The sequence below is a fragment of the Nocardiopsis trehalosi NBRC 14201 genome (assembly GCF_001552555.1).
Taxonomy (GTDB): Bacteria; Actinomycetota; Actinomycetes; order Streptosporangiales; family Streptosporangiaceae; genus Nocardiopsis_B; species Nocardiopsis_B trehalosi.
The window spans coordinates 13020-39136 of sequence record NZ_BCRK01000036.1; the positions used below are offsets into that span (position 1 = coordinate 13020).

A 26117-nucleotide genomic window follows, 5' to 3' on the forward strand; every position below is an offset into this window, starting at 1 on the left:
CAGGACCGCACCAGCGAACGCCTGAGGAGGAGCACATGCCGACCAACACCTCACCCGACTGGACGGACTTCGACCTGGACGTCTCCGTGGTGCAGAGCGCACCGGTCGTCGCCGAGCTGATGCGCAACACCGACGACGGGTGCACGTCCACGTGCGAGAGCGCCTGCACGAACAGCACCTGCATCGTCTGACCACCCATGCCGGGGATGCCGGCGCCCGCGCAAGGGCGCCGGCATCCCTGGAGGAGAAGGGCTGGCCGCATGTATCGCTTCGCGGACGCGGCGCTGCTGCGCGCCGCCGCACACCCTCCCGGTTGGGTCGTCACCTGCTGGCCCGACCTCGACGAGGACACGGTCGCGCAGTGGCGTGACTGGACGCGGCAGGTGTGGGCCGACGACCACGTAGCGGCCGCGGTCGCAGCGGCCAGCCCGGGGCTGGCCCAGCGCCTGCGGGCCGTGTGCGAGGGTCGGGCGACCGACCGCCGCCGCGTGCGGCGAGCGGTGGCGTCCCTTGTCGCCTACCTCCTGCGCATGCAGCACCGCGCCACGCCGTTCGGCCTGTTCGCGGGCGTGGCCCCGGTACGCGTCGCCGCCGCGGCGGAGGTGCGGTGGGGCGTCTCCCACCGCGCCGCCGCACGGCCCGACGCGGTGTGGCTCGCCGAGGCCGTGCAGCGCCTCGAAGGCTGCTCCGATCTGCTCTGGCGGCTGACGGTGGTCGCGCAGGACGGGTGCGTGATACGCGGTGACCGGCTCGTCCTTCCGTGGGCGCCGGCCGAGCCCGACCGCCCGGAGCCGGCGGAAGTGGGCGTGCGGCACACCCCGGCCGTCCGCACCGCCCTGTGCACCGCACGTACACCCGTGCCGTTCGCCGACCTGGCCGCTGTTCTGGCCGACGCGCACCCCGGCGTCGCGCTCGGGACCGTCCGCGAACTGCTGGGCGAGCTCGTCCGCCGCCGCTTCCTTATCACCAGTCTGCGCCCGCCCATGACGGCGACCGATCCGCTCGGCCACCTCGTCGCGGTTCTGGAGGACGCCGACGCCGATACCCTGCCCGCCGCCGCCCCCGTAGTGGCGGAGCTCCGTGCGGCGCGCCGGCCCACCCGCCTTCGCGGGGTAGACAGCGGCACGCCGCCCGCCCGCGCCGTCCCTGGATCGGCGGCCGAACTCCGGTCGGAAGCCGCGGACCTGCTCCTCGACTGCACCCTGACCCTGCCCGCCGCCGTGGCGGCCGAAGCGGCGCGTGCCGCCACCCTGCTGGCCCGCCTGTCTCCGTTTCCCACGGGTTCCCCGGCGTGGCGGGATTACCACGCCCGGTTCCTGGAGCGCTACGGTCCGGGCGCACTCGTTCGCGTCGGCGACCTCACCGACCCGTGCACCGGGTTGGGTCTGCCCGCCGGCTATCGCGGCTCCGCGGCGGCATCGCCGGACAGCCGCATCGGCGCTCGCGATGAGCGCCTCCTCTGCTGGGCCCAGCACGCGGCGCTCACCGGCACCCGCGAGATCACCCTCGACGCCGGCCGCCTCAGCGAACTCGCCGCCGAGCCGCCCACCCAGGCGATCCCCCACGCCGACGTGCGGTTCCACCTGCACGCCCCCACCCGGCGAGCCGTGGACGGCGGCGCGTTCAGCCTGGTCGTCAACGGCATCTCCTCCAGCGCCGGCATCACCGCGGGTCGGTTCCTCGACCTGCTGCCCGCAGCGGACCGACAGCGCATGACCCGCGCGTACGCCACCGCCCCCACCCTCGACGCCGGTGCGGTGGGGGTCCAGGTGTCCAGCCCGCCGCTCTACCCCCGGACCGAACGCGTCGCCCGCGCCCCCGCCGTGCTGCCGCGCATACTCCACCTGGGTGAGCTCCCCGGCGCCGACGTCTCCGCGCCTGCTCTCCGTGACCTCGCCGTCGGCGCGGACGTCCACCGGCTGTTCCTCGTCGACCTCACCGACGGGACCCTGGTGGAGCCTCGAGTGTTCAACGCGGTCGAGCCCGTCAACACCACCCACCCGCTGGTGCGGTTCCTGTGCGAGCTGCCTCGGGCGCGCGCCGCGGCCCTTGCCCCGTTCTCCTGGGGCGCCGCCCGCCGGTTGCCGTTCCTGCCCCGGATCCGCTGTGGCCGCACCGTGTTGGCCCAGGCGCGCTGGCGGGTGGCGGCCCTCGCGCTTCCGGGACCGACGGCGCCCGCCGCCCACTGGGCTGCCGCCCTGAAGGCGCTGCGTACTCAGACGAACGTGCCGACCGCCGTCGTCCTGGTGAGGGCGATCGCCGGCTCCGCCTGGACCTCGACAACGGCGCCCACCTCCACCTGCTCCGCACCCACCTGGACCGCAACGGCCACGCCACGCTGCTCGAAGCCGTCGACGGCGACGCCTACGGCTGGTTGGACGGGCGCGCCCACGAGATCACCCTGGCCGTCACCGCATCACACCCTCGACCCCTGCCTTCCGTCCGGCCGAGGACGGCAGCGGCGACCGGGCGCAACCACGGTCACCTGCCGGGTGCACCCCCGTGGGCCTACGCCAAGGTCTACGCCGTTACCGACCGCCACCTCGAACTGCTTACTGACCACCTTCCCGACCTGCTCGGTGCCCATGGGCCGTCCCCGCTGTGGTGGTTCATCCGCTACCGCGACCCTGAACCTCATCTGCGGCTGCGCATCCGCATCGACGATTCCCCCGGTTACGCGGCGGCCTGCCACGCGGTCGCCACTTGGGCGCGGAATCTGCGCGAAGCCGGGCTCGTCTCCCGGCTGCAGTGGGACACCTACCATCCCGAGACCGGCCGCTACGGCGCCGGGGCTACCATGACCGCGGCCGAGTCCGTCTTCGCCGCCGACTCCCAGGCCGTGCTCGCCCAGGCTCGGTTCACCGCGGAGCACAGCTTGCCTTCCGACGCCGTGACTGCGGCCGGCCTCATCCATCTGGCGGCCGCCTTCACCGGTAGCGCCACGACCGCACGGCGATGGATCATCCGGCACCCCGCCCCGCCGCCGAGCACGGAGTCGCATCCGTCCGTGCGCGACCGCGCACGCGCGCTCGCCGACCCCGAGCAGACGCTGCTTCGCACCCTTCCCGGCGGTGACCGGCTCGCCGCGGCGTGGCACCGCCGCGCCGCCGCACTCGCCGCCTACCGCGTCACGCTCGCCGCCGACGACGGTGCACCCGACCAGGACGGCGTCCTGGGTTCGCTGCTTCACATGCACTACATCCGCGCGCAGGGCGTCGACGAGGACGGCGAGCGCGCCTGCCGACGCCTCGTCCGGGCCGTGGCACTCGCCGAAACCGCAGACCCGAGGGTCCGCGCATGAACCCGCAACGCCACAGCGCCGCGTCCACGGCCGCCTGGGCGCAGTCGCTCGCCCAAGGCCCGATCGGCGACGCCCTTCTGGCCGTCGAACGCGCCCACACCGGTGCCGGCACCTGGTCCGCCGCGCACACCGTACTCGCCCAGGCCACCCGCCTGCCCTTGATCGCCGGCGACCACGCCGCGCTGTATCTCGGCGCCCCCGCTGTCGGCTTCGCCTTGCACACCGCGGCCGCCGGCACCGACCGCTACCGGCAGGCGCTGGCGACCATCGACTCCGCCGTCGAGGCCCTGACGCGGCGCCGGCTCGCCCGCGCTCACGCTCGTATCGACCGCGGGCTCCGCCCCCGTCCCGCCGAGTTCGACCTGCTCTACGGGCTCACCGGCCTCGGCGCCTACCTTCTGGCCCGCCGCACCCGGGACGCCACCCTCTTGGAGGTGCTGGCCTACCTGGTGCGCCTCACGCTTCCGCTGCCCGGCGACCACGACGACCGCCCGGGATGGTGGACCGACCTCGCCCCGCCGAACGCCCCACCCGACCATGCTCCCGACGGCGGGCACGCCAACCTCGGCATGGCCCACGGCGTCAGCGGCGTCTTGGCCCTGCTCGCCCTCAGCCACCACCGCGGTGCCACCACCCGCGGCCACACATCCGCACTGCGCCGCATCTGCACCTGGCTCGACGCCCACCAGCACACCGGGCCCGGCGGCCCGTGGTGGCCCGAATGGGTCACGCCCGCTCCACAGGACGAGACGTACGAGCACCCTCCTCGGCCGTCGTGGTGCTACGGCACGCCCGGCATCGCCCGCGCCCAGCAGCTCGCCGGACTCGCTCTCCGCGACACCGACCGCCAACGCATGGCCGAGCGCGCTATGGGCGCCTGCCTCACCGACCCCCGCCAGCTCGCCCTGCTCACCGACGCGAGTCTGTGCCACGGAACCGCCGGTCTGTACGCGTGCGCGGCCCGCGTCGCCGCCGACGCGCCGCCGGGCACCGTGGACACGCACCTGCCGCGCTTGCACCGGCTCGTGTGTGGACAGCAGCCTTCGAACGGAGGAGGGCTGCTCGAAGGCGGCACCGGAACCGCCCTGGTCACCATCTCCTCTGGTGTGGCCCCCGCGCTTCCCCGCGCCTGGGATGCCTGCCTCCTGCTCACCTGATGAAGGCACCGCACGTGTATGACGCCCATGCCACCGAGGCCGCCATCAAGGCCGTGCTCGGCGGTACCGACATGCTCGAAGCCGCCGCCCGCGCCCGCATCAGCCCCGGCGATCTCGCCTCCGCCTTGCGCCGCTACCAGAACGCCGGCCGGGCGGCTCTGCACCGCGAACCCGTCGAGTGGAGCGAGGTCCGCGTCTTCTTTCCCGACTGGAGTGCGGCGGAGTCCACCTCCCGCACCCGCCTCGCCCCTTGGCTGGGACGGGCCGAGGCCTGCGGTGACCTGGCGATGTGGTGGTTCGTTCGGAAGGCACCTGCCTGGCGCCTGAGACTGCGGCCAGGCCGCGGCTGGACAGGCGAAGGGCTGCCCGACGGCCTCATGCCGCTGCTCGAGTCCTCAGCGCGCGAAGGGCTGATCACCGGATTCCATACCCGGTTGATCTACGAGCCCGAGACCCTGGCGTTCGGCGGCCACGAAGCGATGGAGTACGCACACCACCTCTTCCATGTCGACTGCCGCCGCATCCTGACCGCGGGGGCGGGTGTGGGCGAGGGCGCTGGCCACGCCGTCGGGCGGCGCGAGACGGGGGTCCTCCTTGGTACTGCGCTGCTGCGCGGGGCGGGACTCGACCTCTTCGAGCAGGGCGACGTCTGGGCGCGCGTCGCCGATCAGCGACCGCTCGAACTCCGCCCGCCGGAGTCTCATCTCCGCGCCGCCGTGTACCGGCTGATCTCAACGGACTTGGCCGCGAGAGGGCCGCTCGGGTCCATCGCCGAATGGGCTGCCCCCTTCGAGCACACGGGACGCAAGGTCGCCGGCCTCGCCCACACCGGCATTCTGCAGCGCGGACTGCGCGCCGTACTCGCTCGGCACATCGTCTTCGCGTGGAACCGCCTCGGACTTCCCTACGCCGATCAAGCCCGCCTCGCCACCCTGGCACGCGATGCCGCCTTCGCCGACGATCCTGTGGCAACGCGCCCACGTGCATAGCCAGCGACGCGATTCCCGCCGACACACGCGAAGAGCGCGACGCCGAACTCCGCAACCTGCGCGTGTTGCGATCCCTCTAGGGATGATCAGCGACACGCCGCAATCGTGGTTGCGCAGCAGGTGCCCCGGTTGCGATCCCTCTAGGGATGATCGGCGACGTGCTTCGAGGTGGTGCGGCTCGTTGCGATGCGGGCGTTGCGATCCCTCTAGGGATGATCGGTGACCGAGGGTAAAGGCCCAGGTCAGTGGCTGATGGGGCGGGCTGTTCTGAGGGTGTTTTGCAGCGGACCGGCGGTTGTGCAGCGCTGCAGGTCAGAGGGTTGCCGGGGAGGGTGGGCGGCAAGGGCGGGGCTCCGATTGCTTCGGTGTGGGGGCGGGATCTCTGTCGGCGGCTTCGGGCATGCGGTGGTGTGGTGGAGACACTAGTCGGGGGTGGCCACGGTTTTGGGATGAATGCTGGGAAGGCGGGTGGGGCGGGGCTTTGGGTCCGTCTCAGTTGGGTGCCTGCGGCGTTCAAGTGAGGGCGGGGCGACGCGTCTCAGTCTGCGTCTCATTCGTGGGCGTACACCTGTGTTCACCTGGGGATATGCACTCATGCCGTGGTCGTTGGCGGACGGCCGTGTACGGGGCGGAACCCGCTACTCCAGAATTCCCGACACGTTGCCGAGTGGTTCGGCGCCCCCGGACGGTGTTCCGGGCACCTGTCCGAGAATCGATCGTTTCTGGACAGGGCGCAGGTGAGACGCACCGCTATCAGTCGAGCTGCTCCTCGATCTTCGCGAGCTGCAGGGCCGGCCACCTTTCGACCATGTCGCGCTCTTCCGGTTCGTCCACTTGACCGCTTCCGTCCCAGACGCCGGCCTCCACGACCACCGTCTCGGTTCGGATCGCCAGCATTGTGACGTCCGGGAACTCGATCATCACGCTCTCATCGCCCAGACCGGCGGAACGCACCTCGCCGTCCGGGCGGTTCGGGACCTCGCCGATCTCTCGGACCTGGTCGTCTACCAGCCCGTCCCAGGCCACCTGCGCCGCCTCCTCATCGTCGTAGGCCAAGACCACCGACAGGACGCGGAAGAACACGTTCTCCGACTGTTCGAGCACGACTATGCCCGCGCCGTGCACCCGCCGACACGCCCAGGCGTCGCCTTCCTCACGCCATATCCGGCACTGCTCCTCCAGGGCGGCGCCGGCCAGCACGGAGCGACCCTCGTCGTTGTCGGACGGCGTCGACAAGGCGCCGATGAGCCCGTTGTGGGGGATGAACCCGGGCAGGTCCCGCTCAGTCGGCAGCGCCGCGTCGAGGTCCGCGGCGTCGAGCGTGGGAGCGGGCCACACCAGATACGCGCCGAGGACGACCAGCGCCGACACCACGGCCACCACGCCGGCGATCAGCGCGCGGCGCCGCGTCATCGCGAGCATGCCCGTCATCGAATCCATTCTTCCTCCCTCAGGGCGGGCGACCAGGATGCCGGGCGAGAGCCGCTGAGGGGCGGGGTTCGCCCCGCGTCCATGCAGTTGTGACCGGATGTGGCCGCTGCGATTCTGGCGGTGGTCGACACACCGGTACCCTAGGCGGGCGTCGCGACTGACCTCGGAGAGGGCCGGCCGGGCTCCCTGCCGGCCCGCGCGCCGCCGCCCGCTCCCGGCCGCGTGCGGGATCCCCGGTTTCCCATCCGCGGCCGTGCGCCCGGTGACAGGATCAGCGCCAGGACCGCCCGCCCTGTCGCCTGAAGGCCCCTATGCCCCTCCTCACCGCAGCCGCGCCCACCCGCTGGGCGGGGACCGGCTACCTCGGCCACGCCCCGCAGAGCGTCGAGGCCGCCCCGTTCGCTAGCGGCCCGCTGCTGTGGGTGGCCGTGGCCGGCGGAGGCGTGCTAATCCTGGCCGTCGTGCTCGTGGTCGTCAGCGGCGCCGGCCAACCGGCGCCGACGGCGCAGGTGTCGGCCCCCGCGGTGGGGCCGCTGCCCGCCGACGCGCGGCGGGCCCGCAACGCCACGTACCTCACCGGCGGGCTCTTCGCTGCAGGAGCGCTGTTCTCAGGCGGTGATGCGGGCACCGCTGTGGGTTTCGGTTACGGCATCGCCTGCCTGGCCGCGGGGCTGCAGCTGGGGCGCGGGAGGCGGGGTGGTTACACGGCCGCGGTGGCCCTGCAGAGCCTGCTGCTGGTGCTGCTGGTGTCCGTCTCCGTGTGGGCGGTCGCCGCGGGGTTTGCGGTCGTGCTCGCGGTGATGCTCGTTCCCTTCGCGCTGGTGGCCAACGCGTTGAACCTGCTGTATCGGTGCCGCGACTTCTACCGGCAGCACGTCTGAGCCCCAGCCGGTGGCAGATCTTCTCCTTCCTCCCTAAGGGCTGGCTCCGGCGTCCGCGGTCGCCGCCTGGGGCGCCTGGAGGTGCTGGTGCGCCACGGTCAGCCGGTGGCCGCCCGGTTGGCCGAGGCCGCCGACCGCATCCGGCGCCTGGAGGCCGACTCCGCCGGCGCCCCGGTCGCCGGGGCGGCTCCCGCACCGGCGCACCCGGCTCCGCGCGGGCCCGGCGGTGTGGCCGCGGTGCCACCGGGCCCGGCCGCCGCCCGCCGCCGGCGGGCCGGGACGCGACGGGGGCGGCGGGGCGTCGACCGCGACCTGGGGCTGGCAGTCCAGGTGGTGGCCGGTGTGCGCCGACCTCGCGGCGCGGGTGCCCTCCCGGACGCGACCGCACGGCGGGACGTGCGTCGGCCGCGGCATGCCGCCAGGGGCGGTCGGCACCGTCGGCATGGGCCCCGGGGCCTCGACGGTTCGCAATCCGGTGCCAGGTGAAGCGGCGCCGAACACGGGCCGGCGCCCGGCCAGCCCTGGTCACTGATCCGGTGCCTCTTCCTCCTCGCGGTTCTGCGCCGCACCGGGCCGGACCCGGGGCCTGCCCTTGGGTCCGACGACCGCCAGCACCAGGAGGACCAGGGCGACCGGCGGCCCGAAATAGAGCAGGACGAAACTGAGGGGCTTTTCGAAGAAGACCAAAGGCCCCGGTCCCACCGTCTGACTGGCGACGAGCCAGAACGGGACCCAGTACAGGAGCGCGAAGCGTGCGTGTCAGCGCGTCATGGCCGTCACCGTAGAGTCTCCGGCCCCGCCGCGCGCGGTGATTGGCCGTACACGGCCGCTTCTCGGCCACCGGCCTCCGCCAGAAACTTCCCCAAAAAGGGACCATTGCCGAAGCGCTTGCCCTACACAAGGAGGTCGCTGCTGCGCACAGGAGGGGCCTCATGAGCGATCAGACTGTGGAACGAATGCCGGGCAAGGTCAAGCTGGCCCTGTTCGCGGTGGTGCTCCAGGCGGCCGCCAATGGCTACGGCGGGTTCCGGGCCATGGCCGAGAACACTGCCCGGATCGAGCACCACCAGGAGACCATCCCCGCACTGAACGGCTTGATGTGGGTCTCCTTCGTCGTGGCGGCCGCATTGATCGCCTGCCTCGTTTTCGCCTGCCTCCGGTTCGAGGTGGCGAGGAACGCCATCTTCTTCATGGAGGGCGTGAGCATACTGAGCACGGTGGCGACGATGTTTGTCGCAGGGGTGTTCTCGCCTGGCGGTTTGGTGCTTCCGGTTGTGGTCTTCTTCTGTCTGATCAACGCAGAGGCTTCGGGGTGGTTCAACCGCACGATTTTCGGGCCCTACGGCGACGAAACGGCGATGGACGAAGCAACCGGCGAGTAACTCGAGTAACCGCCGGTACTGCGGCTAGTCGGGAACCCAGCCGCGCCACTCCCACACCGCCGGGTCGCCGCCGGGGACGGGAGCGTAGTGGGCGCGCATCCCCGCCGCTTGCGGCCCGGCCACGATCAAGTAGGCCCCGCCGCCGCCGGCGACCTCCTCCTCGGTCTCGTCCCACTGCTCTCCGTCGGGCGGTCCGCCGACCAGCCGCACCGTCACCACCGCCGCACCTCCCCGAGTCACACCGGTCCACGATGCCAGCCCGAGCCGACCGAGGCAGCCGGTACCGTCCGTGATGCGCACACCTAATAGCTGCGTACCGCTCCCCGTGTGGGACGGCCGGTCGACGGGTGAACGCCTGAAACACGCCAGGGCCTAGCAGCCCTCTGCCTAGACAGTGCGGCCCGTCGACCGCCCGCCCCACAAGGGGCTCTGGTAGCGGCCAGGCCGGGTGACGACCACGTTGCCCCAGAGGCGCGGGACCTCTCCCGGAAGGCTGTCGCCCCGGCTGGCCGCTACTTCGAGAAACGTCCACACGCTGGTCATCGCCGGGTTTGAATGGTCGTGGTTCGAGCCATCGGGCGGGGTCACCTCTCACCAAGCCGCGAGCCTTCGACGAGCTCCTACACGAGACGGAGCCTCCGCCGGTCGCTGGAATCGCGAACGGCTAATCGGATGGCGGACCAACGAGGCCTTCTATTAGGGCGGCGCGCGACTCCAACCAGGCTCCCAACTGCGATAACAGCACACCAGGACCATGCGATACCTCAGCGGACTCCAATTAGGGATCGGTGTCTGCACGGTATTCGATGACCCAGCACGAGACGCTTTGCGGTCCTGGGTGCTAATTCGACATTACCAATTTTGCGGACTCCTCCCACCAACGGACTCGAAGATGACTGTTGGAATCCTTCTGACACCCCACCATCAGGGAAAAAGAGTCTGGGACACGACCATGTCATGCATCGACGGTGACATCGATTTGGATGATGAGTCCATCGCCCTCTACCAGGGACTCTGGGGGGACCCCTGGGCCAGCGAGTAGGGGCCCGTTCGAACTCCAGGCTGATAGACGGGCGGCAGCGAAGAACGCAGCGAATGCGACCCTCGCCGTGTCCGGGCTGCCGGGCGACGGTTTCGCACTCCAGAAACCCGACATAAGGCAGTGGGCCATCCGAAGGTGGAGACAGTCGAACATCGCGGTGCCTAGCAGTCGGTCAGGCGAGACCGCCTCCCTAATGCCTCCGCGCCGGACACCTGTACCAGGACAGTGCCGACCATCGCGGTGCACCCCTGACTGCCAACAAGGCCCCGCCGCGAAGGACGAGCCCTCTTTCGTTCGTCCGGACCCACTTGTTAGGGTGCGAACGGCTGTTCGACGCCAGGCCGGATTCACCGTTCTGGCAGCGCTGCTTCGTGCCCACCTGGTTGAGTCGGAGGAGAACCGGCGCCGCCGGTCGGACCTACGCTCTGCTGAAGGGTTGTGCTCACCGTGGCCGACAGGAGCTCGATCGAGTGGACCGAAGCCACCTGGAACCCCACCACGGGCTGTGACCGCGTAGCTCCGGGGTGCGACAACTGCTATGCGCTGGCGCTCGCGAAACGCCTGAAGGCCATGGGGGCGGAGAAGTACCAGCACGATGGCGATCCGCGGACCTCAGGGCCGGGCTTCGGCGTCACGATCCATCCGGGTTCCCTCGACATCCCTCGCTCGTGGAAGACCCCGCGCGTAGTGTTCGTGAACTCCATGAGCGACCTGTTTCACGCCAAGGTACCGAAAAAGTTCGTGCAGCAGGTCTTCCGCGTCATGGCGGAGACCCCGCAGCACACCTATCAGGTACTCACCAAGCGGTCCTTGAGGCTGGCGCGTCTTGCGTCTGAACTCGATTGGCCTCCGAACGTCTGGATGGGGGTATCGGTCGAGAGCGATGACGTGCTCGACCGGGTCGACCACCTGAGGCAGGTGCCAGCCGCTGTGAGGTTCCTGTCCTGCGAACCGTTGCTCGGTCCGCTGCCGAATCTGGACCTGACGGGTATCGCCTGGGTGATCGCCGGCGGAGAGAGCGGCCCCGATCACCGCCCCATGGACGGCGACTGGGTCCGCGCTATTCGCGACACCTGCGTGAGCACCGGCACGGCGTTCTTCTTCAAGCAGTGGGGGGGACGAACCCCCAAAGCAGGCGGGCGCTCGCTCGACGGCCGAACGTGGGACGGGAGGCCCGCGATCCGCCGACCAGGGCTTGTCAACATGCCCGGCTAGCCTCATCCGGACACGAATGTGGCGTTTGCACCACGCGCCCCTCGCGGTAGGTCCCGGACATGGCGATCCCCCGAGAGGCCGTCTGGGAGCTTGAGCCCCATACCGCCGCCAAGCACACGATCATCCGCGAGTACCTCAAGGCGTGGTATCCGATCTGTGCCCACGGCAAGTTCGCGGCCTTCACCTATGCAGAAGGCTTCGCCGGCCCTGGAATCTATAAGGGGGGAGAGCCCGGTTCGCCGGTCATCGCGCTCGACGTCTTCCTGCAACGCGGACTCCTGCAGACTAATCAGCAGCTCAACATCCTCCTCATAGAGAAGGACCGGTCCCGCTATGAGCGCCTCAAGGCGGAACTCGCCGACAAAGCGGCCGAGCACGGCGGGCTTCCGCCCGGGCTTGTCCTCGATGTGAAGAACGACGATTGCGAATCCGCTCTGCTGCCCGCCCTGCAGAAGGTGGCCCCCCATCGTGAGCCCTTCTTCGCGGTCCTCGACGGATGGGGCGGACCAGATGCCATCCCCTTCGACCTCGCGCGCGGCGCCGCTTCCTGGCCAGGAGGGGAAGTCCTCGTAACATTCCAGCCTCAGCACCTTATACGTTTCGCCAACGTGGACGACCGAGCGCAGGCCGGAGATCGTTGCTTCGGGAGCGCCGATTGGCGCGCTGTCGTCAATGAGGCCAAGGAGGACAAGAAGGCCTTCCTTGTCAACGCTTACCGAAAGTCCTTAATCTCGGCAGGATTCGTACACGTCGCCTCCTTCGAGATGATCGATGAGAAGAACAACAAGCTACATCTCGTCTTCGCCACCAACCACATCCTCGGGCTGGAGAAGATGAAGGACGCGATGTGGAAGGTCGATCGCCGCCAAGGGTTTAGGTTCCGAGATCCCCGCGACCGCATGCAGACGGAGTTGTTCTTCGAAGAGACCGCCGATCTGGCCCCTTTGCGCAGAGCGATCCTGGGCAAGCTAGCGGGGCAACAGGAAGTCTCTGTCAGTGAGCTACGTGATTTCGCCCTGGAAGAGACCGTCTACCGAAGAAAGGACGCCACCACCGTGTTGAGGCAGATGTACCGAGAGCGCCGTATCGTGACGGCTTCAGGGCGTGCGCCGACGACGAGCGACAGGGTTCGCCTCGGCTCTACCGCAGAACCGGCCCAGGATGCGCTCTTCTGAACACTGGTGTGCCTGATCCGCTGCACGTTCCGTCTCAGTTGGGTTTCTGCGGCACCAGATGCGCGTGACGCTGGAGCGTCTCAGTCTGCGTCTCATTCATGGGCGTACACCCACGTCCACCTGGGGATATGTGGCTGATCGGTGGTTGTTGGCGGACACGAGTTCGCATCTCGTATCCTCCGCCGGCCTGTTCGCAGGCAGAACGAAAGGCCCCGACCGGGTGCGCGGCCGGGGCCTTCGTCATGTTCCGTCTCAGTTGTCCGCCGGTGCCACCGACCCTGCTGCGGCCCTCCAGGGAGAATGAGCGGCCTGGCCATCCACGGCCCCGCCTCCTCCGCCCATCCGGCGCGCCGATGCACTTTCTGATGTTCGCGGTCGGCGGTGGCGAGGCCGGTCCCCCCATTGGCTGCGCGTCAGCATCCACGCCGGGCCGCTGGACGGGCTCCGAGTCCACCTCACGTCCCTCGCACTCTGCACAGGTCACGAGGGTCCGGCGCGACCGGTGTGGGCAGCGGCCTCAGCCGCGTGGACGAACTCACGGACGCGCCGCGTGGTGTTGGTGCTCAACCACATCGGACCCCAGCGGATCGGCGGGGCGTCGGTGAAGGGGAGGTAGGCGATGTCGGGGCGGGGGTAGAGCCGGGCGACGTTCTCGCCGACAGGGAAGACACCGCGGCCCGCCGCGACGAGGGTGATCGTCTCGCTGAAGCTAGCGGCTCGCGGCCCGCGCGGGACCGGTACGCCGGAGGGCGTGGAGGGCGGGTTGCGATCCTGTTGGAACGCCTTGGGCATGTCGGCCGGCACCCCGATCACGGGGTGGTCGGCCAGCGCCTCGACCGATACCCGCCGTTGCCCCGCCAGGGGATCTCCGGCCGCGACCGCGAGCAATCGCGACTCGGAGAGCAGGACCGGCCCGGCCACCACGTCGGGCTGGTCCGCGATGAGGATGTCGGTGATCAGGACGTCGATGTCGCCCGCGCGTAGCCGGGTGACCGCGTCATGCCCCTGTGCCTCGTGGATGTGCACCTCGCAGTCCGGGTTCCGCCGGCTGAACTCCGCTACCGCCTTGAGCAGCAGTTGGCCGGCGACGGCGCTGAGGAAGCCGACCCGCAGTTCGCCGGTGATGCCCCGGCCCGCGTCGATCGCCCGGCGCACCGCGTCGTTCATCCCGGCGGCCAACGGGGCCAGGTCCTCGGCCAATCGCCGGCCGATCGCCGTCATCCGCACCTGGCGGCTGGTGCGTTCGAACAGCGGCGCGCCGATCATCCGTTCCAGTTTCTTGACGGTCTGACTGACCCGGCTGGAGGTGACCCCCACCCGCTCGGCGGTGCGCCCGAAATGCAGCTCTTCGGCCAGAGTCAGGAGCACCTCGAGTTCGTGCCGCTCCAGCACTCTGCCTCCCGAATTGCGTAGCTCAGCTAACCGATCATATCGCGATCGCGCCTTGTTGGGCGTCGGCCCCGACGGCATTGTTGATCACGCCCGCCCCGCTGACCACGAGGAACACCGGGGCGAAAACCGAGGCACCCCTGATCGGAAGGACGAGGTCGATGACCACTGAGCGCAAGATCGTAGCCGGGCTGTTCACGTCGCTGGACGGTGTGGTGGAGGCGCCGGAGACCTGGCACTTCCCCTACATGGACGAGGAGATGGGTGCCGCGGTCGGGCAGATGCACGCCGAGGCCGACACGCTCCTGATGGGGCGGGTCACCTATGAGGCGTTCGCGTCGGTCTGGCCGCACCAGACCGGTCCGTTGGCCGATGCCATCAACGGCATCCGCAAACTGGTCGCCTCCTCCACCCTGAGCGAGGCCGGTTGGAACAACGCCGCCGTGATCGACGGCGACGTCATCGCCGCGGTCAAGGAGCTCAAGCGGCAACCGGGCAAGAACGTCAGCCTGTCCGGCAGCATCAGCCTGACCCGCGCCCTGCTGGAGGCCGGGTTGCTGGACGAGCTGCGGCTGCTGGTGCACCCGATCGTGCTGGGCACCGGTCAGCGGCTGTTCCCCGAGGGCACCGTCCGGACCCCCCTGGCCCTGGTCCGCTCGGCCACCTACGCCTCCGGCGTGATGGATCTGACCTACCAGCCGGCCTGACCCCCCGTGGCGGGGCACCGAGCGGTACGCCGGTCATCCGGCCGCCCCGCGGACACCACGCGTCGAACACGAAAGCGAGAAGCACATGTCCTTCCAGGCCTACCTCGACACCATCGAAGACAAGACCGGACTGACGCCGCGCGAGTTCATCGAGATCGCCCGCCAGCGCGGCTTCGACGATCCCTCTGTCAAGGCCACCCCCATCATCGAGTGGCTCAAGCAGGACTACGGCCTGGGCCGCGGGCACGCGATGGCCCTGGTCCACGTCATCAAGAAGGGCCCGAAGATCGACGCAAAGCACGTCGGAACCTCAGGCTCCCACCGCGACGAGTCCGACACGCTCTGGCTCGACGGGAAACGCAACCGCCCTGCTTGAGGGGGCCTCACCGAACCCCGGGCCACCCGACCCGGACCCCTTGCCAGGAGCGAAGCAACCAACGAGTGATGAAGCGCCTGCCGGTACGCCGACGTGGTTCCGGCGGTTGCCTTACCGTGACTGCGCCCCGAGCCGCACAGCGTGCACTGACAACTCGTTGCAGCTCACCCGGCCGGTCGCCTTCACCACTGGTGTGCTCGCCCTGACCCACCAGCCCCCCTGACTCGCCCCCCGACCACGAACGGACCACACCGATGACCACCACCCCGACCCGCGTCCACACCAGCACACTCCAGGTCCCCGGCGCAGACCTGCACTACGAGATCCGGGGCACCGGGCCGCTGCTTCTGATGATCCCCGGCGCGCCCGCCGACGCCGGCGCGTTGGCCGGACTGGCGGCATGCCTGGCCGACCGCTACACCGTCGTGACCTACGACCAGCGGGGATTCTCGCGCAGCACCCTCACCGGGCCGCCCGCCGACGCCGACGTCGCCGTCTTCGGCGACGACGCCCACCGCCTGCTGGCCGCCCTCGGCGCCGAACCGGCCTACGTACTGGGCAACAGCGGCGGCGCGCTCACCGCCCTGGACCTGGCGGCGCGCCACCCAGGACAGGTCCGCGCCCTGGTCGTGCATGAACCGCCCCTGCCCGAACTGCTGCCCGACCGCGACCACTGGCGGGCCGTGTTCCAGGACGTCCACGACACCTACCGCGACCAGGGGGCCGGCGCGGCGATGGGCAAGTTCATCGCCACCGTCGACGGCCCCGGGAGTGCGCCGCCCGCGATGCCCGACCCGTCCCAGATGCCGCCCGAGGCGCTGGAGACGATGGGCCGTATCCAGGCCAACCTCGACCACTTCCTGGCCCGCACCCTGCTGCCCGTATTGCGCTTCACCCCCGACATCGCCGCGCTGCGCTCCGGCCCCGTCCCGATCTCCGTCGGTATCGGCGCGTCCTCGGGTGAGGGAGTTCCCGCACTGTCGGCTCGGACCCTGGCCGAACGGCTCGGTGTCGAGCCGCTCGCCTTCCCCGGCGACCACCAGGGTCTGGCCACCGATGCACCGGCCTGCGCGGAAACCGTCCACGCGGCCCTCGCCCGAACTCGACCAGCGACGCGGAGCTAGGTCCTGTTCCTTGGAGGAGTTCCCGTAACCTCGCCGGTGCCGCCTCTTGGGTGACAGGCGGGCGCGGCCGTCCGTGCGCGCCCGGTGGTGGCGGTGGGCGACCAGGCGGGCCACCCCAGCGCGCCCGAGGTCGGTGTAGGACGCGTTCTCGGCCTCCATTGCGCGGTCGGTCGCGGCGCGCTCCCGCGCCTCCAGGTCGCGGCGCAGCGCGCCCCCGGGGGGGCCATGGTGCGGGGTGAATACTGAGAAGGCGGATGGGCGGCCTTTGTATCCGTCTCAGTTTCCGTCTCAGTTGGGTGCCTGCGGCATCCGGGTGAGGGTGGCGCGGCGCGTCTCAGTTGGCGTCTCGTTCGTGGACGTGCACCCCGCCGGGGTGCTGCGTGCGGCGCCCCGGCGCCCCTGGTTGGTCCTCCGAGTTGCACCGATCCTCGGTGCCCAGCCCCGAGCCGACCGATGCAGACGATCTACCGAGGACAGACCAGCCGGTACCGTCCGTGATCCGCACACCTCGGCACTACGAGTGATGCGGGGTGATCTCCATAGGGGCAGATCCGCTGCTCAGCGGTGGTGCGGAAGAATCCGGGAGAAAATCGTCGTCGGATGTCGAGACTCCGCTTCCCGCTCCGACCCATAGGTGACAGCGCGCCGACGGGGCGCGCGGGACGGAAGGAAACCCGCCGTGAAGTACCTCGCGATGATCTACGGCAACCAGGCCAAGTGGGACTCCTTCCCGGCCGAGGCGTGGCCGGAGGCGATCGCCCGGCAGGAGGCGTTCAACAAGAAGTACCGCGAGACCGGTGAGCTCCTGGGCGCCTACGGTCTCGCGGACGCTGCGGCCGCGCAGCTGGTGCGCCGCCGGGACGGGGCGCCGGTCGTCACCGACGGCCCGTACCTGGAGACCAAGGAGTACGTCGCCAGCTTCTACCTGCTCGACTGCGAGAGCCTGGAGCGGGCGCAGGAGATCGCCGCGGACATCCCACTCGCGGAGACGGACCCGGTCGAGCTGTGGCCGGTGCTGCACGAGTCCGCAGGAGACGTGTGACCACCGCGCACTCTGAGGTCGAGGACCTGCTGCGCGACCTGGCGCCGCAGGTCCTCAGCGCGCTCGTCCGCAGGCACGGCGGCTTCGACGCGTGCGAGGACGCCGTGCAGGAGGCGCTGCTGGCAGCCGCGCTCCAGTGGCCCGACAGCGGGATCCCGGACAACCCGCGCGGCTGGCTGGTCACCGTCGCCTCCCGCAAGCTGGTCGACCAGGTCCGCAGCGAGGCGGCGCGGCGCCGCCGCGAGGACGCGCTCGCGCTGGCCACGCCGCAGGCCGCGCTGCTCGCCCCGCCCGCCGACACCGCCCCGGCCGCGGACCAGGACGACTCCCTGGCCCTGCTGTTCCTGTGCTGCCATCCGGCGCTGTCCCCGCCCAGCCGCATCGCGCTGACCCTGCGCGCGGTCGGCGGCCTGACCACCGCGCAGATCGCCGCGGCGTTCCTCGTGCCCGAGGCGACGATGGCCCAGCGCATCAGCCGGGCCAAGCGGGCCGTCAAAGCCGCGGGCGCCGCATTGGCCCTGCCGGAGGGGGCGGAGCGCGAAGAGCGTCTGGCCGAGGTGCGGCACGTGCTCTACCTCGTCTTCAACGAGGGCTACACCACCTCCGGCGGCGAAGGGCTGACCGCACCGGAGCTGTCCACCGAGGCGATCCGGCTCACCCGGCTGCTGCACCGTCTCGTTCCCGACGACGCCGAGACGGCCGGACTGCTCGCCCTCATGCTGCTGACCGACGCGCGCCGCGCCGCGCGCACCGGCCCGCACGGTGAACTCGTCCCGCTGGCCGAGCAGGACCGCGGCCGGTGGGACGCCCGGCTCATCGCCGAGGGCGTGGACCTCATCAGCGCGACGCTGCCGCGCGGACAGGTCGGCCCGTACCAGCTCCAGGCGGCCATCGCGGCCGTGCACGACGAGGCCGGCCACCCCGACGACACCGACTGGCCGCAGATCCTGGGGCTCTACGACCTTCTGCAGCGGTGCGGACCCAACCCGGTGGTGGCGCTCAACCGCGCCGTCGCCGTCGCCGAGGTCCACGGCCCGTCCGCCGGTCTCGACCTCCTGGCGGAGCTGGAGGGCGACGAGCGCCTGGTGGGCCACCACCGCCTGCTCGCCACCCGGGCCCACCTGCTGGAACGGCTCGGTGAGCGCGCCGGCGCCGCTCACGCCTACCGTGAGGCCGCCCGCCGCGCCGGAAGCGTCCTGGAACGCCGCCATCTCACCGAACGGGCCCGCCGGATGGAGCGCCCGGCATGAACGGCCCGCCGGTGCCGCACGTGGGGCTCGGCATTACCCCGGCCGGGGCGGGCGACGGCCAGGAGGACGCCATCGAGGACCGGCCGCCGGATGGCCGGAGCAGGTCTCCTGCGATGATGCGCCCGCGGTCGGACATCGCCGAGAATTCCCTATGCCCCACTCACGCTTGGACAGGATCGCGCTGGTCGCCGTCGGGGCGGCGGTCGGTCTCGCGCTCGCCCGCACCGGACGCCGGCGCCTCCCTCCCGTCCCCGCACCGCAGCCGCAGACCGCAGCTCCCGCGCCAGCGGCCTTTCCCGCGCGCAGCCGGTGGGAGAGGGGTGCCCACGTCGCCCAGGTCGCGGCCACCGCCATCGCCGCCCTCGCCCTGCTCTTCACCGCCGTGTCGACCTTCCTGTCCGTGCAGCAGTCGGCGGATTCATACGACCAGTGGCTTCTATCCCAGGATGCACAGGCGATTGAGAACCTGGGCTCATCGAATATATCCACGAGAATGGCAGGGCTCGAACGCCTGGAAGTTTCCATCCGCCAACACAGCGGCACCACGGGGTATGTCGATAGGGCGTTGGAGGTACATATCGCCCAGCGCTGCCAGGCCCTCCATAAGGAGAAGTACCCAGCTGGCAGCTTGGAGTTTGCAGAGGTCCAAGATGCCTATAACGCATGGCTCGAGACCGAGGACGACGCACCGGGAGCAAGATTCGCTGATTCCTGTGCCAATTCAGGGTTGCCCGATGACTGGATAATATAGTCGGGTAGTTCATCCCCACGGCAATCGAAGGCGGTTCACTCGGCAGTTCGAAAGGCGCTTCATTCGGCACTTCAAGAGGTGGATCAGAAGGCACATCAAAAGGTGCTACCGGAGGCGGTGGACTCGGCTCCCCCGCTTGCCCGGCATCTCCGCAGGTCACACCCCGGCAAGGTTGCCTGCCCGCGCGCCGACATCTCTCTCTACGGCCCCCGCGTCCTCCGCCTCCCCTTCGACCGTCCGACGGCACCGGCCTGGCGGGCCGGGGCGCCCGTGGCCGTTTTCGGTCAGACTGCTGCGGCCCTCTGCACAGTCAGACACATTGGCCACACGCCGAGTGAAGGAGGCCGCTGTGGCAATAGAGACCTGCCCCGTTTGTCAGCGTTCGAAGGAGTCCGGGTCACAGTGCGGGTACTGCCTCGGGCGGAAACTGGGTGATGCGTACTGGGAAGCGCAGGCGGGCGGTGGCCAGTCACCCCGTGGTGGTAGCGGTGGATGCGCCCTCATCCTGCTCGCTACCGCTGTGTTTCCATTCGCTCTCGACATGGTGGGCGTCCTGGTGCAGGGGTGATCTCACACGCCCGCTATCCCCGGCCCGCTGGCACCGGCCGGGCAGGCGCGGTCGGCCACGTGCTCCTGGCACCCGCCCGGCCGGGGGCTCGCGTTGGCCTGTTAGCAGCTGGCGAGTCGGTCGAACCTGCCGGGATAGCTCCAGGTCCAGTCCTTGTACGACTTGGCGGGGTACGTGACACACGCGAGATCGGGCTTGAAAGCCAGGATGACCTTGACGCGCACGCTGTAGGAGCAGGTGTTGCGCACGGTCAGCTCGTCAGTCCCCCCGTCGTCGTAGAGGGCGGTGGTGACGCAACCGGGGACCGCTGCGGCGGCCTGCGGTGCCGTCTCTGCGGCGGCGGGGGCGGCCAACGCCAAGACCCCGGCCGCTGCCAATGCGCTGGCGATCGCTGCCGTCTTCGTCGTCTTCTTGAGCATGCCTACGCCTTCCGTGTCGGTGGTGTGGAGGACGCGGCAGACACTAGGTGGCGGTGGGGATGACGCCCAGAAGGATGACCGCAGACGGTCAGCATCCGGCTGCGGTCCGCGTCTTCCCGTCCGCCCCGCCGGCGCGGCGCAGGTCGCCGAGCAGGGTGATGAGGTCGGCCAGGGAGCGGGCCAGGCGGTCCAGGGAGGGCCCGACGAGGGTGTCGCCGGGAGGCAGGCGGTGAGGTTGGGGCGGTCGGCGTCGCGGCCGCTGGCCTTGTCGGCGAAGACGCGGGAGCACCCGGCGGCCTTCAGAGCGGCGAGTTGGCGGTCGAGCTTCTGTCCCTGGGTGGAGACCCGGGCATAACCGATGAGCGCCCCGCCGGCGGCGGCGGGCGCGGGGGCGAGGGGGTCCTCGGGCGGGGTGAGTGCGGCGTCCATCCGGCGAGCGCAGGAGAAACGGTGCCGTCCGGGTTGTCGGACACCCGGGGTTTTCAACACGTTTTCCCGACACGCTGCCGAGTGGTTCGGCGCCCCCGCGATGCCCGTCTCCGAAGCCGTCTGCACGAGCGTCCGAAGTCTTATGCACGGAGGTTCAACCCGAGCCTGCGACCGAAGCATTACCGCTGTCTGACCTGCTGTGGACCGACCGGGCTCGGCGGGTTTTGATGTCGCGGTAGCAGTACGCCGCGACGGTCAGGACACTCCCCACGTAGATGGGCAGCGGCCCGCCCCAGGTGTAGTAGGAGCCGCTGGCAGCGATGGTTGACCTTGGCTCCTGCATCCAGAACACGACATCCACCACGAGGCCCACGGCGAAGACCGCCACGACCGCGTACCCCGTCCCGCGCATCAGTCCTCTGGAGCGCGGGGTGAGCGCTGCCGTGAACACCCAGATGACCGCCACGATGATGAGGAAAACGAGGAAGTTCACCCGGCCCATATTCAAGCCGCCCACCGGGCCCCGGCTCACATCCAAGGCGAACCAGTAATCGACCAACGAGTTGAAGAACAAGCACAAGAACACCGGGGGGCCGAACCGTTCCAGTGTTGCGCGGACCGTGTTCATCGGCGGGCCGTGGAGGTGTGCCGGGGTACTCGTCGATGCCGTCTGCGGCTGCGGAGGGGCGCTGCTCCCCCCGGAGGTGGAGACTGCGGTCGGGAGTGGAGTCGTGACCGGCATGGTGGGAGGTGGGGTGGACACATCTGTTGACAGTGCGGGCTGAGGTGCGCGGTCAAGTTGGCGCAGGGCCTGGGCGAGGTCGGCGGCGTTCGGGTACCGCTGGGCGGGCTCCTTGCGCAGCAGGATCAGCACGAGGTCGTCCCAGACGGAGGGGATGCCCTTCCTCACCGAACTCGGCAAGGGAGGTTGCTGAGTGAGGTGAGCCGAGAGGTAGCCCATGGCATCGGAGGCCTGGAACGGCGGCCGGCCCGTGATCAGCTCGAAGAGAAGGCACCCCAGGGCGTAGAGGTCGCTGCGCGGTTCGGGAAAGCCGCGCGCCTGTTCAGGGGCCATGTACGGAAGCGTGCCCACGATGAAGCCGGTCTGGGTCAAGCGGTCCGCGGCCGCATAGGGGTCGGCTGCTCTCGCAACTCCGAAGTCGAGGACTTTCACCATGCCGGACGGTGTGATGAGGATGTTCGACGGCTTGATGTCCCGGTGTATGACCCCTGCTTTGTGCGCGTCGTCGAGCGCCTCGCAAATCTGCGTGCCCCACCGGGCCGCATCCAACAAAGCGACGGCGCCTCGGCTCAGTACCTTGTCCAGGCCTTCACCGCGGACCCTTTCCATCACCAGGAACGGGACTCTGCGGTCTTTCGTGCCGGTCTCGCCGAGGTCGTGGATGGTCACGATGTTGGGGTGCTGCAGCTGAGCGGTGATCCGTGCTTCGCGCAGGAACCTGGCGCGTGACTCGTCGCTGTGGCTTCCGTCACCAGCGAGCCGGGAGATCAGCTTGACGGCGACGGGACGCCCCAGCGTCTCGTCCTGTGCCTCCCATACCTGCCCCATGCCGCCTTCGCCGAGCTCTCGCACCAGCCGGTATCGGCCCTCGAGAAGTTGGTCTCTCACTGCTATGCATCCCCCATCGGCATGTTGGCGGGGGCCGCCTCTGCGAGGTAGCGGTGAAGGGAGGTCTTGGGGATCCCGGTCTTGGCCGCGATCTGCCCGAGGCTGGCGCCCTGGCCCTTGAGGAGCCGCGCGTACTCGATCGTGTCGTCGGCGTGGGCCACGGGACGGCCGATACGGCGGCCTGCCGCCTCCGCCACGGCGCGGGCGTGGGCGGCCCGTTCAGCGGTGAAGGTGCGCTCCATCTCGGCGAACAGCGCCAGCAGCAGGAAGGCGATGCGGCCCATCCCCTCGGCAGCGGTGTCGATCGGCAGCGGGTCGGCCAGCGAGCGCACCCCGATGCCCTGCTCACCCAGATCGTGGACCAGGTTGAGGACTTCGCGCATGTTCCGGCCGAGCCGGTCCAGGGTCTGCACGACGACGGTGTCACCGGGGCGGGCGTAGGCGAGCAGGGCGGCCAGGCCGGGCCGGTCGACCGTGGCACCGCTCTTCTTGTCCACGTAGATCCGGTCATCGCCGATGCCCGCTTGGGCCAGGGCGGCGAGCTGGCGCTCCAGGTGCTGTTTGGTGGTGGAGACCCGGGCGTACCCGAGGTCGACCCCGGTGGCGGGGTGGTCGTGGGTTCCCATCGCCGAACCGTACCGCAAGTCGATTCCGTACGGGCCTTTCGGAACACTTAATGTGGGACGACTTGTGGAACGGTCGGCGAGAGGATCTGCCCAGGATGCGTCCGACGGGGCTCGTATCACCTGAGCCGTTCCACTTCCAAGGATGTGGAACGCTTCTCACGTCAGGTCCTCGCGGCCGAGTTCCCGGGCGCCGGGCAGGAACTCGGCGGGGACCCCGGCGCCGAACAGGAAGGCGCGCTCTTCCTCGAACCGGTCGAGGGTGCGGCAGTGAACCCGCACGCGCGGCGGATCTCCCAGGCGTGCTCCAGGCGCGTCTTCTCCCGGGTGGCGTAGTCGGCCAGGCAGCCGGGTCGGCGATCCCGAGCTGCTCGGCTAGGTGGACGACGGCGTTCTCGGGGACCTCGCCCAGGTCAGTGGTAAAAATACCCAGCGCGCGGGCCGTGCACAGCTGTACGGCGAAGCCCAGGCGGTTGGCGTCGCGCCGCTTGGGCGCAAGATCGAGACTGACTCCAAGGCGTTGGCCGACATATGTAGAGTCGTTGCCGAAGCCGTAAAGACTGACTTTCGCGCGAACCACACGCGCGAACTTCATGGACACATTAGCGACAACAAAGGCACCCTCACCACCATCACCATATGCGACAGCTCGCATTTCATAGTCGAAGATGAGGACCGCATTCTGGACGGGAGGTTCACTGCTCTCGGGAAGGTCACCCCTGAAATGGAGGAGGACGTGCCGATCCTGGCGCGCAACAAGCTTCTCCGCCGGATCAATACCGAACTAATAGACAAGTTGCTGCGGGACCCCAAGTCCAAGGCGGCCGAGAATAACGAAATCGAACTTATGGACGATATTGTCGACGACGCGGTGGACAACGCACTGGACTCGTGCATCGGCGGCGCATCCTTCAAGGTGATCCCAATCGCCATTTATACGTGACGGCCCAACCCTGGTATAACACGGCTTCGTCCAAGTCTGGACACCTCACCCCCCGCGCACGTCGACCCCTGTTCCGGCAGCGAACGCCAGCTCCTCCTGGGTCATCCCGCGCCACGCACGCAGGCGGGCGAGGCGTTCTCCGATGTGCGGTGGCGAAGCCATGGTCACCTCAGCCGGGGGAGCGCGGCGCGGCGATGCCGCGGGGGCGTCAGCGGGGCGGAGCGCCTTCCGCTCTACCGCGGTTGTGCCCCGCGATTGCGGTCACCACCCGTGGACGGAGAACGTGTCGCCGGACTGGACCCGTCTGATGATGTCGGCGATATAGGGGATCACCGTGAGGGGCAGCGCACGGGGGTCGACCCAATGCAGGCCGGCGCACAGCTCCGGTTCGGCGTTGATCGGTTCGCCTTCCCATTGCGACGCGGTGAAGAAGAAGCCGATGCGGGTGGCACCCTGGGCGTTGCGGTGGTGCGCGACGTGCGCGCAGGCCAAGTCGTCCGTGCGGAGCTTGACCCCGACCTCCTCGGCAGCCTCCCGCACCGCCCCCTGCACGACGGATTCGCCGACTTCCAGGTGCCCTCCGGGGATGCCGAGGGCGCCGTCGGCGAACCCGGTGTTGGCGCGTTCCATCAGCAGGATGCGCCCCGCGTCGTTGCGCAGCAGGACGCACACATCCACGACCGTACCGATGCGCTCGACCACGGCCTCAGAATAGTTGCGATCCCTCCAGGGATGATCGGCGACGCCGGTCGGCGGGGTGACCGCGAACTGGCCGTTGCGATCTCTCTAGGGATGATCAGCGACCCGTGCCGCCCGCCGCGCCGCCTACCTGATCACGAGGTTGCGATCCCTCTAGGGATGATCGGCGACCGATACCCCTGGCTGGGTGCGCCGGGCGTGGTAGCTGCGTTGCGATCCCTCTAGGGATGATCAGCGACTCGGGAGCTGCTGCGGTCGGTGGTCGAGCGGATGTTGCGATCCCTCTAGGGATGATCGGCGACGACTACGTGATGCACCTGCCCGTCGGCCACCTGCGGTTGCGATCCCTCTAGGGATAATCAGCGGCCCCCCGGCGCTTCCGCAGACGCGCCACCCGCTGACGTTGCGATCCCTTCAGGGATGATCAGCGGCCTGGGCGACGTGGGTGACGGCGATGCGGGCGGCCGCGTTGCGATCCCTCTAGGGATGATCGGCGACCCGCTGCGGATCTGTGCCGGAAGCTGGGCTATCAGTTGCAATCCCTCTAGGGATGATCGGCGACGCGGGCCTGGCCGCCAACGCGGCGACGCACTGGTGGGCGTTGCAATCCCTCTAGGGATGATCGGCGCCATGTTCGCATGGGAGCCGCCGTGTACACCCCCGCGTTTCGATCCCTTTAGGGGTGATCGGTGGCGCGAGGTGCTCATGATGCAGGTCTGCGGATACACATTGCGATCCCTCTAGGGGTGATCGGTGGCGCCGACGATCGTCGCCGCCGAGGTCCGCCGCGAACTGTTGCGATCCCTCTGGGGATGATCAGCGGCTGGCGGGGCGGGCGGTGCGTGGCGAGCGCGGCGGCGTTGCGATCCCTCTAGGGATGATCATCGGCACGGCCCACCACCAGGAAGGGCCCCATGAACAAGACGTTGCGATCCCTCTAGGGATGATCAGCGGCCCCACGTGCCCTCGTTGGTGATCCCGGCCGTTAGGTTGCGATCCCTCTAAGGATGATCAGCGGCCGGCGGGCGGTGCCGCGCGAGACGCCGTAGGTCTGCAGTTGCGATCCCTCTAGGGATGATCAGCGGGGCAGCCAGTGGTGGGTCTCGTTGCGGACCACGAACGTGTTGCGATCCCTCTAGGGATGATCAGCGGGGCCGAGGGTAAAGGCCCAGGTCAGTGGCTGATGGGACGGGCTGTTCTGAGGGTGTTTTGCAGCGGACCGGCGGTTGTGCTGTGATGCAGGTCAGAGGGTTGCCGGGGAGGGTGGGCGGCAAGGGCGGGGCTCCGATTGCTTCGGTGTGGGGGCGGGATCTATGTCGGCGGCTTCGGGCATGCGGTGGTGTGGGGGAGACACTAGTCGGGGGCGGCCACGGTTTTGGGATGAATGCTGGGAAGGCGGGTGGGGTGGGGCTTTGGGTCCGTCTCAGTTTCCGTCTCAGTTGGGTGTCTGCGGCATCCGGGTGAGGGCGGTGCGGCGCGTCTCAGTTTGCGTCTCGTTCTGGGGCGTGCACACGGGTTCACCTGGGGATATGCACCCAGGCGGTGGTCGTTGGCGGACGGCGGTGTACGGGGCGGAACCCGCTACTCCAGAATT

25 protein-coding genes and 2 pseudogenes are annotated in these 26117 nt (G+C 69.7%); 16 read left to right on the forward strand and 11 right to left on the reverse strand.

Features of this window, described 5'->3' with window-relative positions:
- Positions 1-35 precede the first annotated feature (35 nt).
- The 5 genes and pseudogenes from NT8_RS28435 to NT8_RS09280 all read left to right on the forward strand — a co-directional run bounded on the left by NT8_RS28435 (position 36) and on the right by NT8_RS09280 (position 5447).
- Positions 36-191 carry an FxLD family lanthipeptide gene (locus tag NT8_RS28435; RefSeq protein WP_084468774.1) on the forward strand — a complete coding sequence of 52 codons (156 nt, stop codon included), beginning with the start codon at positions 36-38 and terminating at the stop codon, positions 189-191.
- A gap of 69 nt (positions 192-260) precedes the next feature.
- Positions 261-2240: pseudogene (locus tag NT8_RS09265) on the forward strand (lantibiotic dehydratase family protein); the annotation flags it as partial.
- Positions 2241-2374: 134 nt separating this feature from the next.
- The gene (locus tag NT8_RS30735; RefSeq protein ID WP_245646099.1) at positions 2375-3301 is read left to right on the forward strand and encodes a thiopeptide-type bacteriocin biosynthesis protein; all 927 of its coding nucleotides are present in this window, start codon (positions 2375-2377) and stop codon (positions 3299-3301) included.
- On the forward strand, positions 3298-4458 hold the full coding sequence (locus NT8_RS09275) for a lanthionine synthetase C family protein (RefSeq protein ID WP_067966344.1): 1161 nt from the start codon (positions 3298-3300) through the stop codon (positions 4456-4458). Before NT8_RS30735 ends, NT8_RS09275 begins: the two co-directional genes overlap by 4 nt.
- Positions 4458-5447, forward strand: a complete 990-nt coding sequence (locus NT8_RS09280) for a thiopeptide-type bacteriocin biosynthesis protein (RefSeq protein ID WP_084468776.1) — start codon at positions 4458-4460, stop codon at positions 5445-5447. Before NT8_RS09275 ends, NT8_RS09280 begins: the two co-directional genes overlap by 1 nt.
- A 753-nt stretch (positions 5448-6200) precedes the next feature.
- On the opposite strand, the gene NT8_RS09285 is transcribed toward NT8_RS09280, so the two are convergent.
- Complete coding sequence (locus NT8_RS09285) at positions 6201-6887, reverse strand: hypothetical protein (protein WP_067966346.1); 687 nt, start codon at positions 6885-6887, stop codon at positions 6201-6203.
- Positions 6888-7189: 302 nt separating this feature from the next.
- Here NT8_RS09285 and NT8_RS09290 point away from each other — a divergent pair, with 302 nt between their 5' ends.
- On the forward strand, positions 7190-7759 hold the full coding sequence (locus tag NT8_RS09290; protein ID WP_067966349.1) for a hypothetical protein: 570 nt from the start codon (positions 7190-7192) through the stop codon (positions 7757-7759).
- A 525-nt stretch (positions 7760-8284) separates the two neighbouring features.
- Here the strand turns inward: NT8_RS09290 and NT8_RS29260 are convergent.
- Entirely contained in the window at positions 8285-8446 is a 162-nt protein-coding gene (locus NT8_RS29260) for a hypothetical protein (RefSeq protein WP_157515635.1), read from the reverse strand.
- Between the two features lie 245 nt (positions 8447-8691).
- Here NT8_RS29260 and NT8_RS09300 point away from each other — a divergent pair, with 245 nt between their 5' ends.
- The gene (locus NT8_RS09300; RefSeq protein WP_067966354.1) at positions 8692-9141 is read left to right on the forward strand and encodes a hypothetical protein; all 450 of its coding nucleotides are present in this window, start codon (positions 8692-8694) and stop codon (positions 9139-9141) included.
- A 24-nt stretch (positions 9142-9165) separates the two neighbouring features.
- Here NT8_RS09300 and NT8_RS09305 read toward each other — a convergent pair whose 3' ends face one another.
- Complete coding sequence (locus NT8_RS09305) at positions 9166-9357, reverse strand: hypothetical protein (RefSeq protein WP_157515637.1); 192 nt, start codon at positions 9355-9357, stop codon at positions 9166-9168.
- A 1264-nt stretch (positions 9358-10621) separates the two neighbouring features.
- Here NT8_RS09305 and NT8_RS09310 point away from each other — a divergent pair.
- On the forward strand, positions 10622-11398 hold the full coding sequence (locus tag NT8_RS09310) for a DUF5131 family protein (RefSeq protein ID WP_217999136.1): 777 nt from the start codon (positions 10622-10624) through the stop codon (positions 11396-11398).
- A gap of 59 nt (positions 11399-11457) precedes the next feature.
- Entirely contained in the window at positions 11458-12573 is a 1116-nt protein-coding gene (locus tag NT8_RS09315) for a three-Cys-motif partner protein TcmP (protein WP_067966359.1), read from the forward strand.
- A gap of 480 nt (positions 12574-13053) precedes the next feature.
- Here the strand turns inward: NT8_RS09315 and NT8_RS09320 are convergent, their stop codons facing one another.
- Together NT8_RS09320 and NT8_RS31225 are read right to left on the reverse strand one after the other, a co-directional pair.
- Positions 13054-13965, reverse strand: coding sequence for a LysR family transcriptional regulator (locus NT8_RS09320; RefSeq protein WP_067966361.1), 912 nt, complete (start codon positions 13963-13965; stop codon positions 13054-13056).
- Positions 13966-13999: 34 nt separating this feature from the next.
- Entirely contained in the window at positions 14000-14131 is a 132-nt protein-coding gene (locus NT8_RS31225; protein ID WP_281203400.1) for a hypothetical protein, read from the reverse strand.
- Here NT8_RS31225 and NT8_RS09325 point away from each other — a divergent pair.
- The 6 genes from NT8_RS09325 to NT8_RS09350 all read left to right on the forward strand — a co-directional run bounded on the left by NT8_RS09325 (position 14124) and on the right by NT8_RS09350 (position 19212).
- On the forward strand, positions 14124-14669 hold the full coding sequence (locus NT8_RS09325; protein ID WP_067966363.1) for a dihydrofolate reductase family protein: 546 nt from the start codon (positions 14124-14126) through the stop codon (positions 14667-14669). The two genes, NT8_RS31225 and NT8_RS09325, sit on opposite strands and share 8 nt — an antisense overlap.
- A gap of 85 nt (positions 14670-14754) precedes the next feature.
- Entirely contained in the window at positions 14755-15045 is a 291-nt protein-coding gene (locus NT8_RS09330; protein WP_067966364.1) for a DUF4287 domain-containing protein, read from the forward strand.
- Between the two features lie 254 nt (positions 15046-15299).
- Entirely contained in the window at positions 15300-16169 is an 870-nt protein-coding gene (locus NT8_RS09335; protein WP_067966367.1) for an alpha/beta fold hydrolase, read from the forward strand.
- Between the two features lie 679 nt (positions 16170-16848).
- Positions 16849-17211, forward strand: a complete 363-nt coding sequence (locus NT8_RS09340; RefSeq protein ID WP_067966368.1) for a YciI family protein — start codon at positions 16849-16851, stop codon at positions 17209-17211.
- Complete coding sequence (locus NT8_RS09345) at positions 17208-18461, forward strand: RNA polymerase sigma factor (RefSeq protein ID WP_067966370.1); 1254 nt, start codon at positions 17208-17210, stop codon at positions 18459-18461. The genes NT8_RS09340 and NT8_RS09345 overlap by 4 nt, the downstream gene beginning before the upstream one ends.
- A 166-nt stretch (positions 18462-18627) precedes the next feature.
- Positions 18628-19212, forward strand: coding sequence for a hypothetical protein (locus NT8_RS09350; protein ID WP_157515638.1), 585 nt, complete (start codon positions 18628-18630; stop codon positions 19210-19212).
- Between the two features lie 669 nt (positions 19213-19881).
- Here NT8_RS09350 and NT8_RS09355 read toward each other — a convergent pair.
- The 5 genes and pseudogenes from NT8_RS09355 to NT8_RS31540 form a co-directional block, all read right to left on the reverse strand.
- Entirely contained in the window at positions 19882-20199 is a 318-nt protein-coding gene (locus NT8_RS09355; RefSeq protein WP_067966373.1) for a hypothetical protein, read from the reverse strand.
- A gap of 279 nt (positions 20200-20478) precedes the next feature.
- A pseudogene (locus NT8_RS31450) lies at positions 20479-20808 on the reverse strand (recombinase family protein); the annotation flags it as partial.
- Positions 20783-22258 carry a serine/threonine-protein kinase gene (locus NT8_RS28450; protein WP_217999137.1) on the reverse strand — a complete coding sequence of 492 codons (1476 nt, stop codon included), beginning with the start codon at positions 22256-22258 and terminating at the stop codon, positions 20783-20785. The gene NT8_RS28450 and the pseudogene NT8_RS31450, both read right to left, overlap by 26 nt.
- Before the next feature lie 2 nt (positions 22259-22260).
- Entirely contained in the window at positions 22261-22884 is a 624-nt protein-coding gene (locus tag NT8_RS09365; RefSeq protein ID WP_067966375.1) for a recombinase family protein, read from the reverse strand.
- Positions 22766-23350, reverse strand: a complete 585-nt coding sequence (locus tag NT8_RS31540) for a DUF4158 domain-containing protein (protein ID WP_394326572.1) — start codon at positions 23348-23350, stop codon at positions 22766-22768. Before NT8_RS31540 ends, NT8_RS09365 begins: the two co-directional genes overlap by 119 nt.
- Here NT8_RS31540 and NT8_RS31545 point away from each other — a divergent pair.
- Positions 23261-23824: a hypothetical protein gene (locus NT8_RS31545; protein ID WP_067966377.1), complete on the forward strand. Its 564-nt coding sequence runs from the start codon at positions 23261-23263 to the stop codon at positions 23822-23824. The genes NT8_RS31540 and NT8_RS31545 overlap by 90 nt on opposite strands.
- A gap of 261 nt (positions 23825-24085) precedes the next feature.
- Here NT8_RS31545 and NT8_RS09375 read toward each other — a convergent pair whose 3' ends face one another.
- Entirely contained in the window at positions 24086-24526 is a 441-nt protein-coding gene (locus tag NT8_RS09375; RefSeq protein ID WP_067966380.1) for an NUDIX hydrolase, read from the reverse strand.
- Positions 24527-26117: the final 1591 nt, after the last annotated feature.

Coding starts and splice junctions, on each gene's coding strand:
- NT8_RS09285 (WP_067966346.1), bottom strand. CDS start 6,887: ATGGATTCGATGACGGGCATGCTCGCGATGACGCGGCGCCGCGCGCTG.
- NT8_RS09330 (WP_067966364.1), top strand. CDS start 14,755: ATGTCCTTCCAGGCCTACCTCGACACCATCGAAGACAAGACCGGACTG.
- NT8_RS09280 (WP_084468776.1), top strand. CDS start 4,458: ATGAAGGCACCGCACGTGTATGACGCCCATGCCACCGAGGCCGCCATC.
- NT8_RS09300 (WP_067966354.1), top strand. CDS start 8,692: ATGAGCGATCAGACTGTGGAACGAATGCCGGGCAAGGTCAAGCTGGCC.
- NT8_RS09325 (WP_067966363.1), top strand. CDS start 14,124: ATGACCACTGAGCGCAAGATCGTAGCCGGGCTGTTCACGTCGCTGGAC.
- NT8_RS09355 (WP_067966373.1), bottom strand. CDS start 20,199: ATGCTCAAGAAGACGACGAAGACGGCAGCGATCGCCAGCGCATTGGCA.
- NT8_RS09290 (WP_067966349.1), top strand. CDS start 7,190: ATGCCCCTCCTCACCGCAGCCGCGCCCACCCGCTGGGCGGGGACCGGC.
- NT8_RS28435 (WP_084468774.1), top strand. CDS start 36: ATGCCGACCAACACCTCACCCGACTGGACGGACTTCGACCTGGACGTC.
- NT8_RS09315 (WP_067966359.1), top strand. CDS start 11,458: ATGGCGATCCCCCGAGAGGCCGTCTGGGAGCTTGAGCCCCATACCGCC.
- NT8_RS09275 (WP_067966344.1), top strand. CDS start 3,298: ATGAACCCGCAACGCCACAGCGCCGCGTCCACGGCCGCCTGGGCGCAG.
- NT8_RS09335 (WP_067966367.1), top strand. CDS start 15,300: ATGACCACCACCCCGACCCGCGTCCACACCAGCACACTCCAGGTCCCC.
- NT8_RS09365 (WP_067966375.1), bottom strand. CDS start 22,884: ATGGGAACCCACGACCACCCCGCCACCGGGGTCGACCTCGGGTACGCC.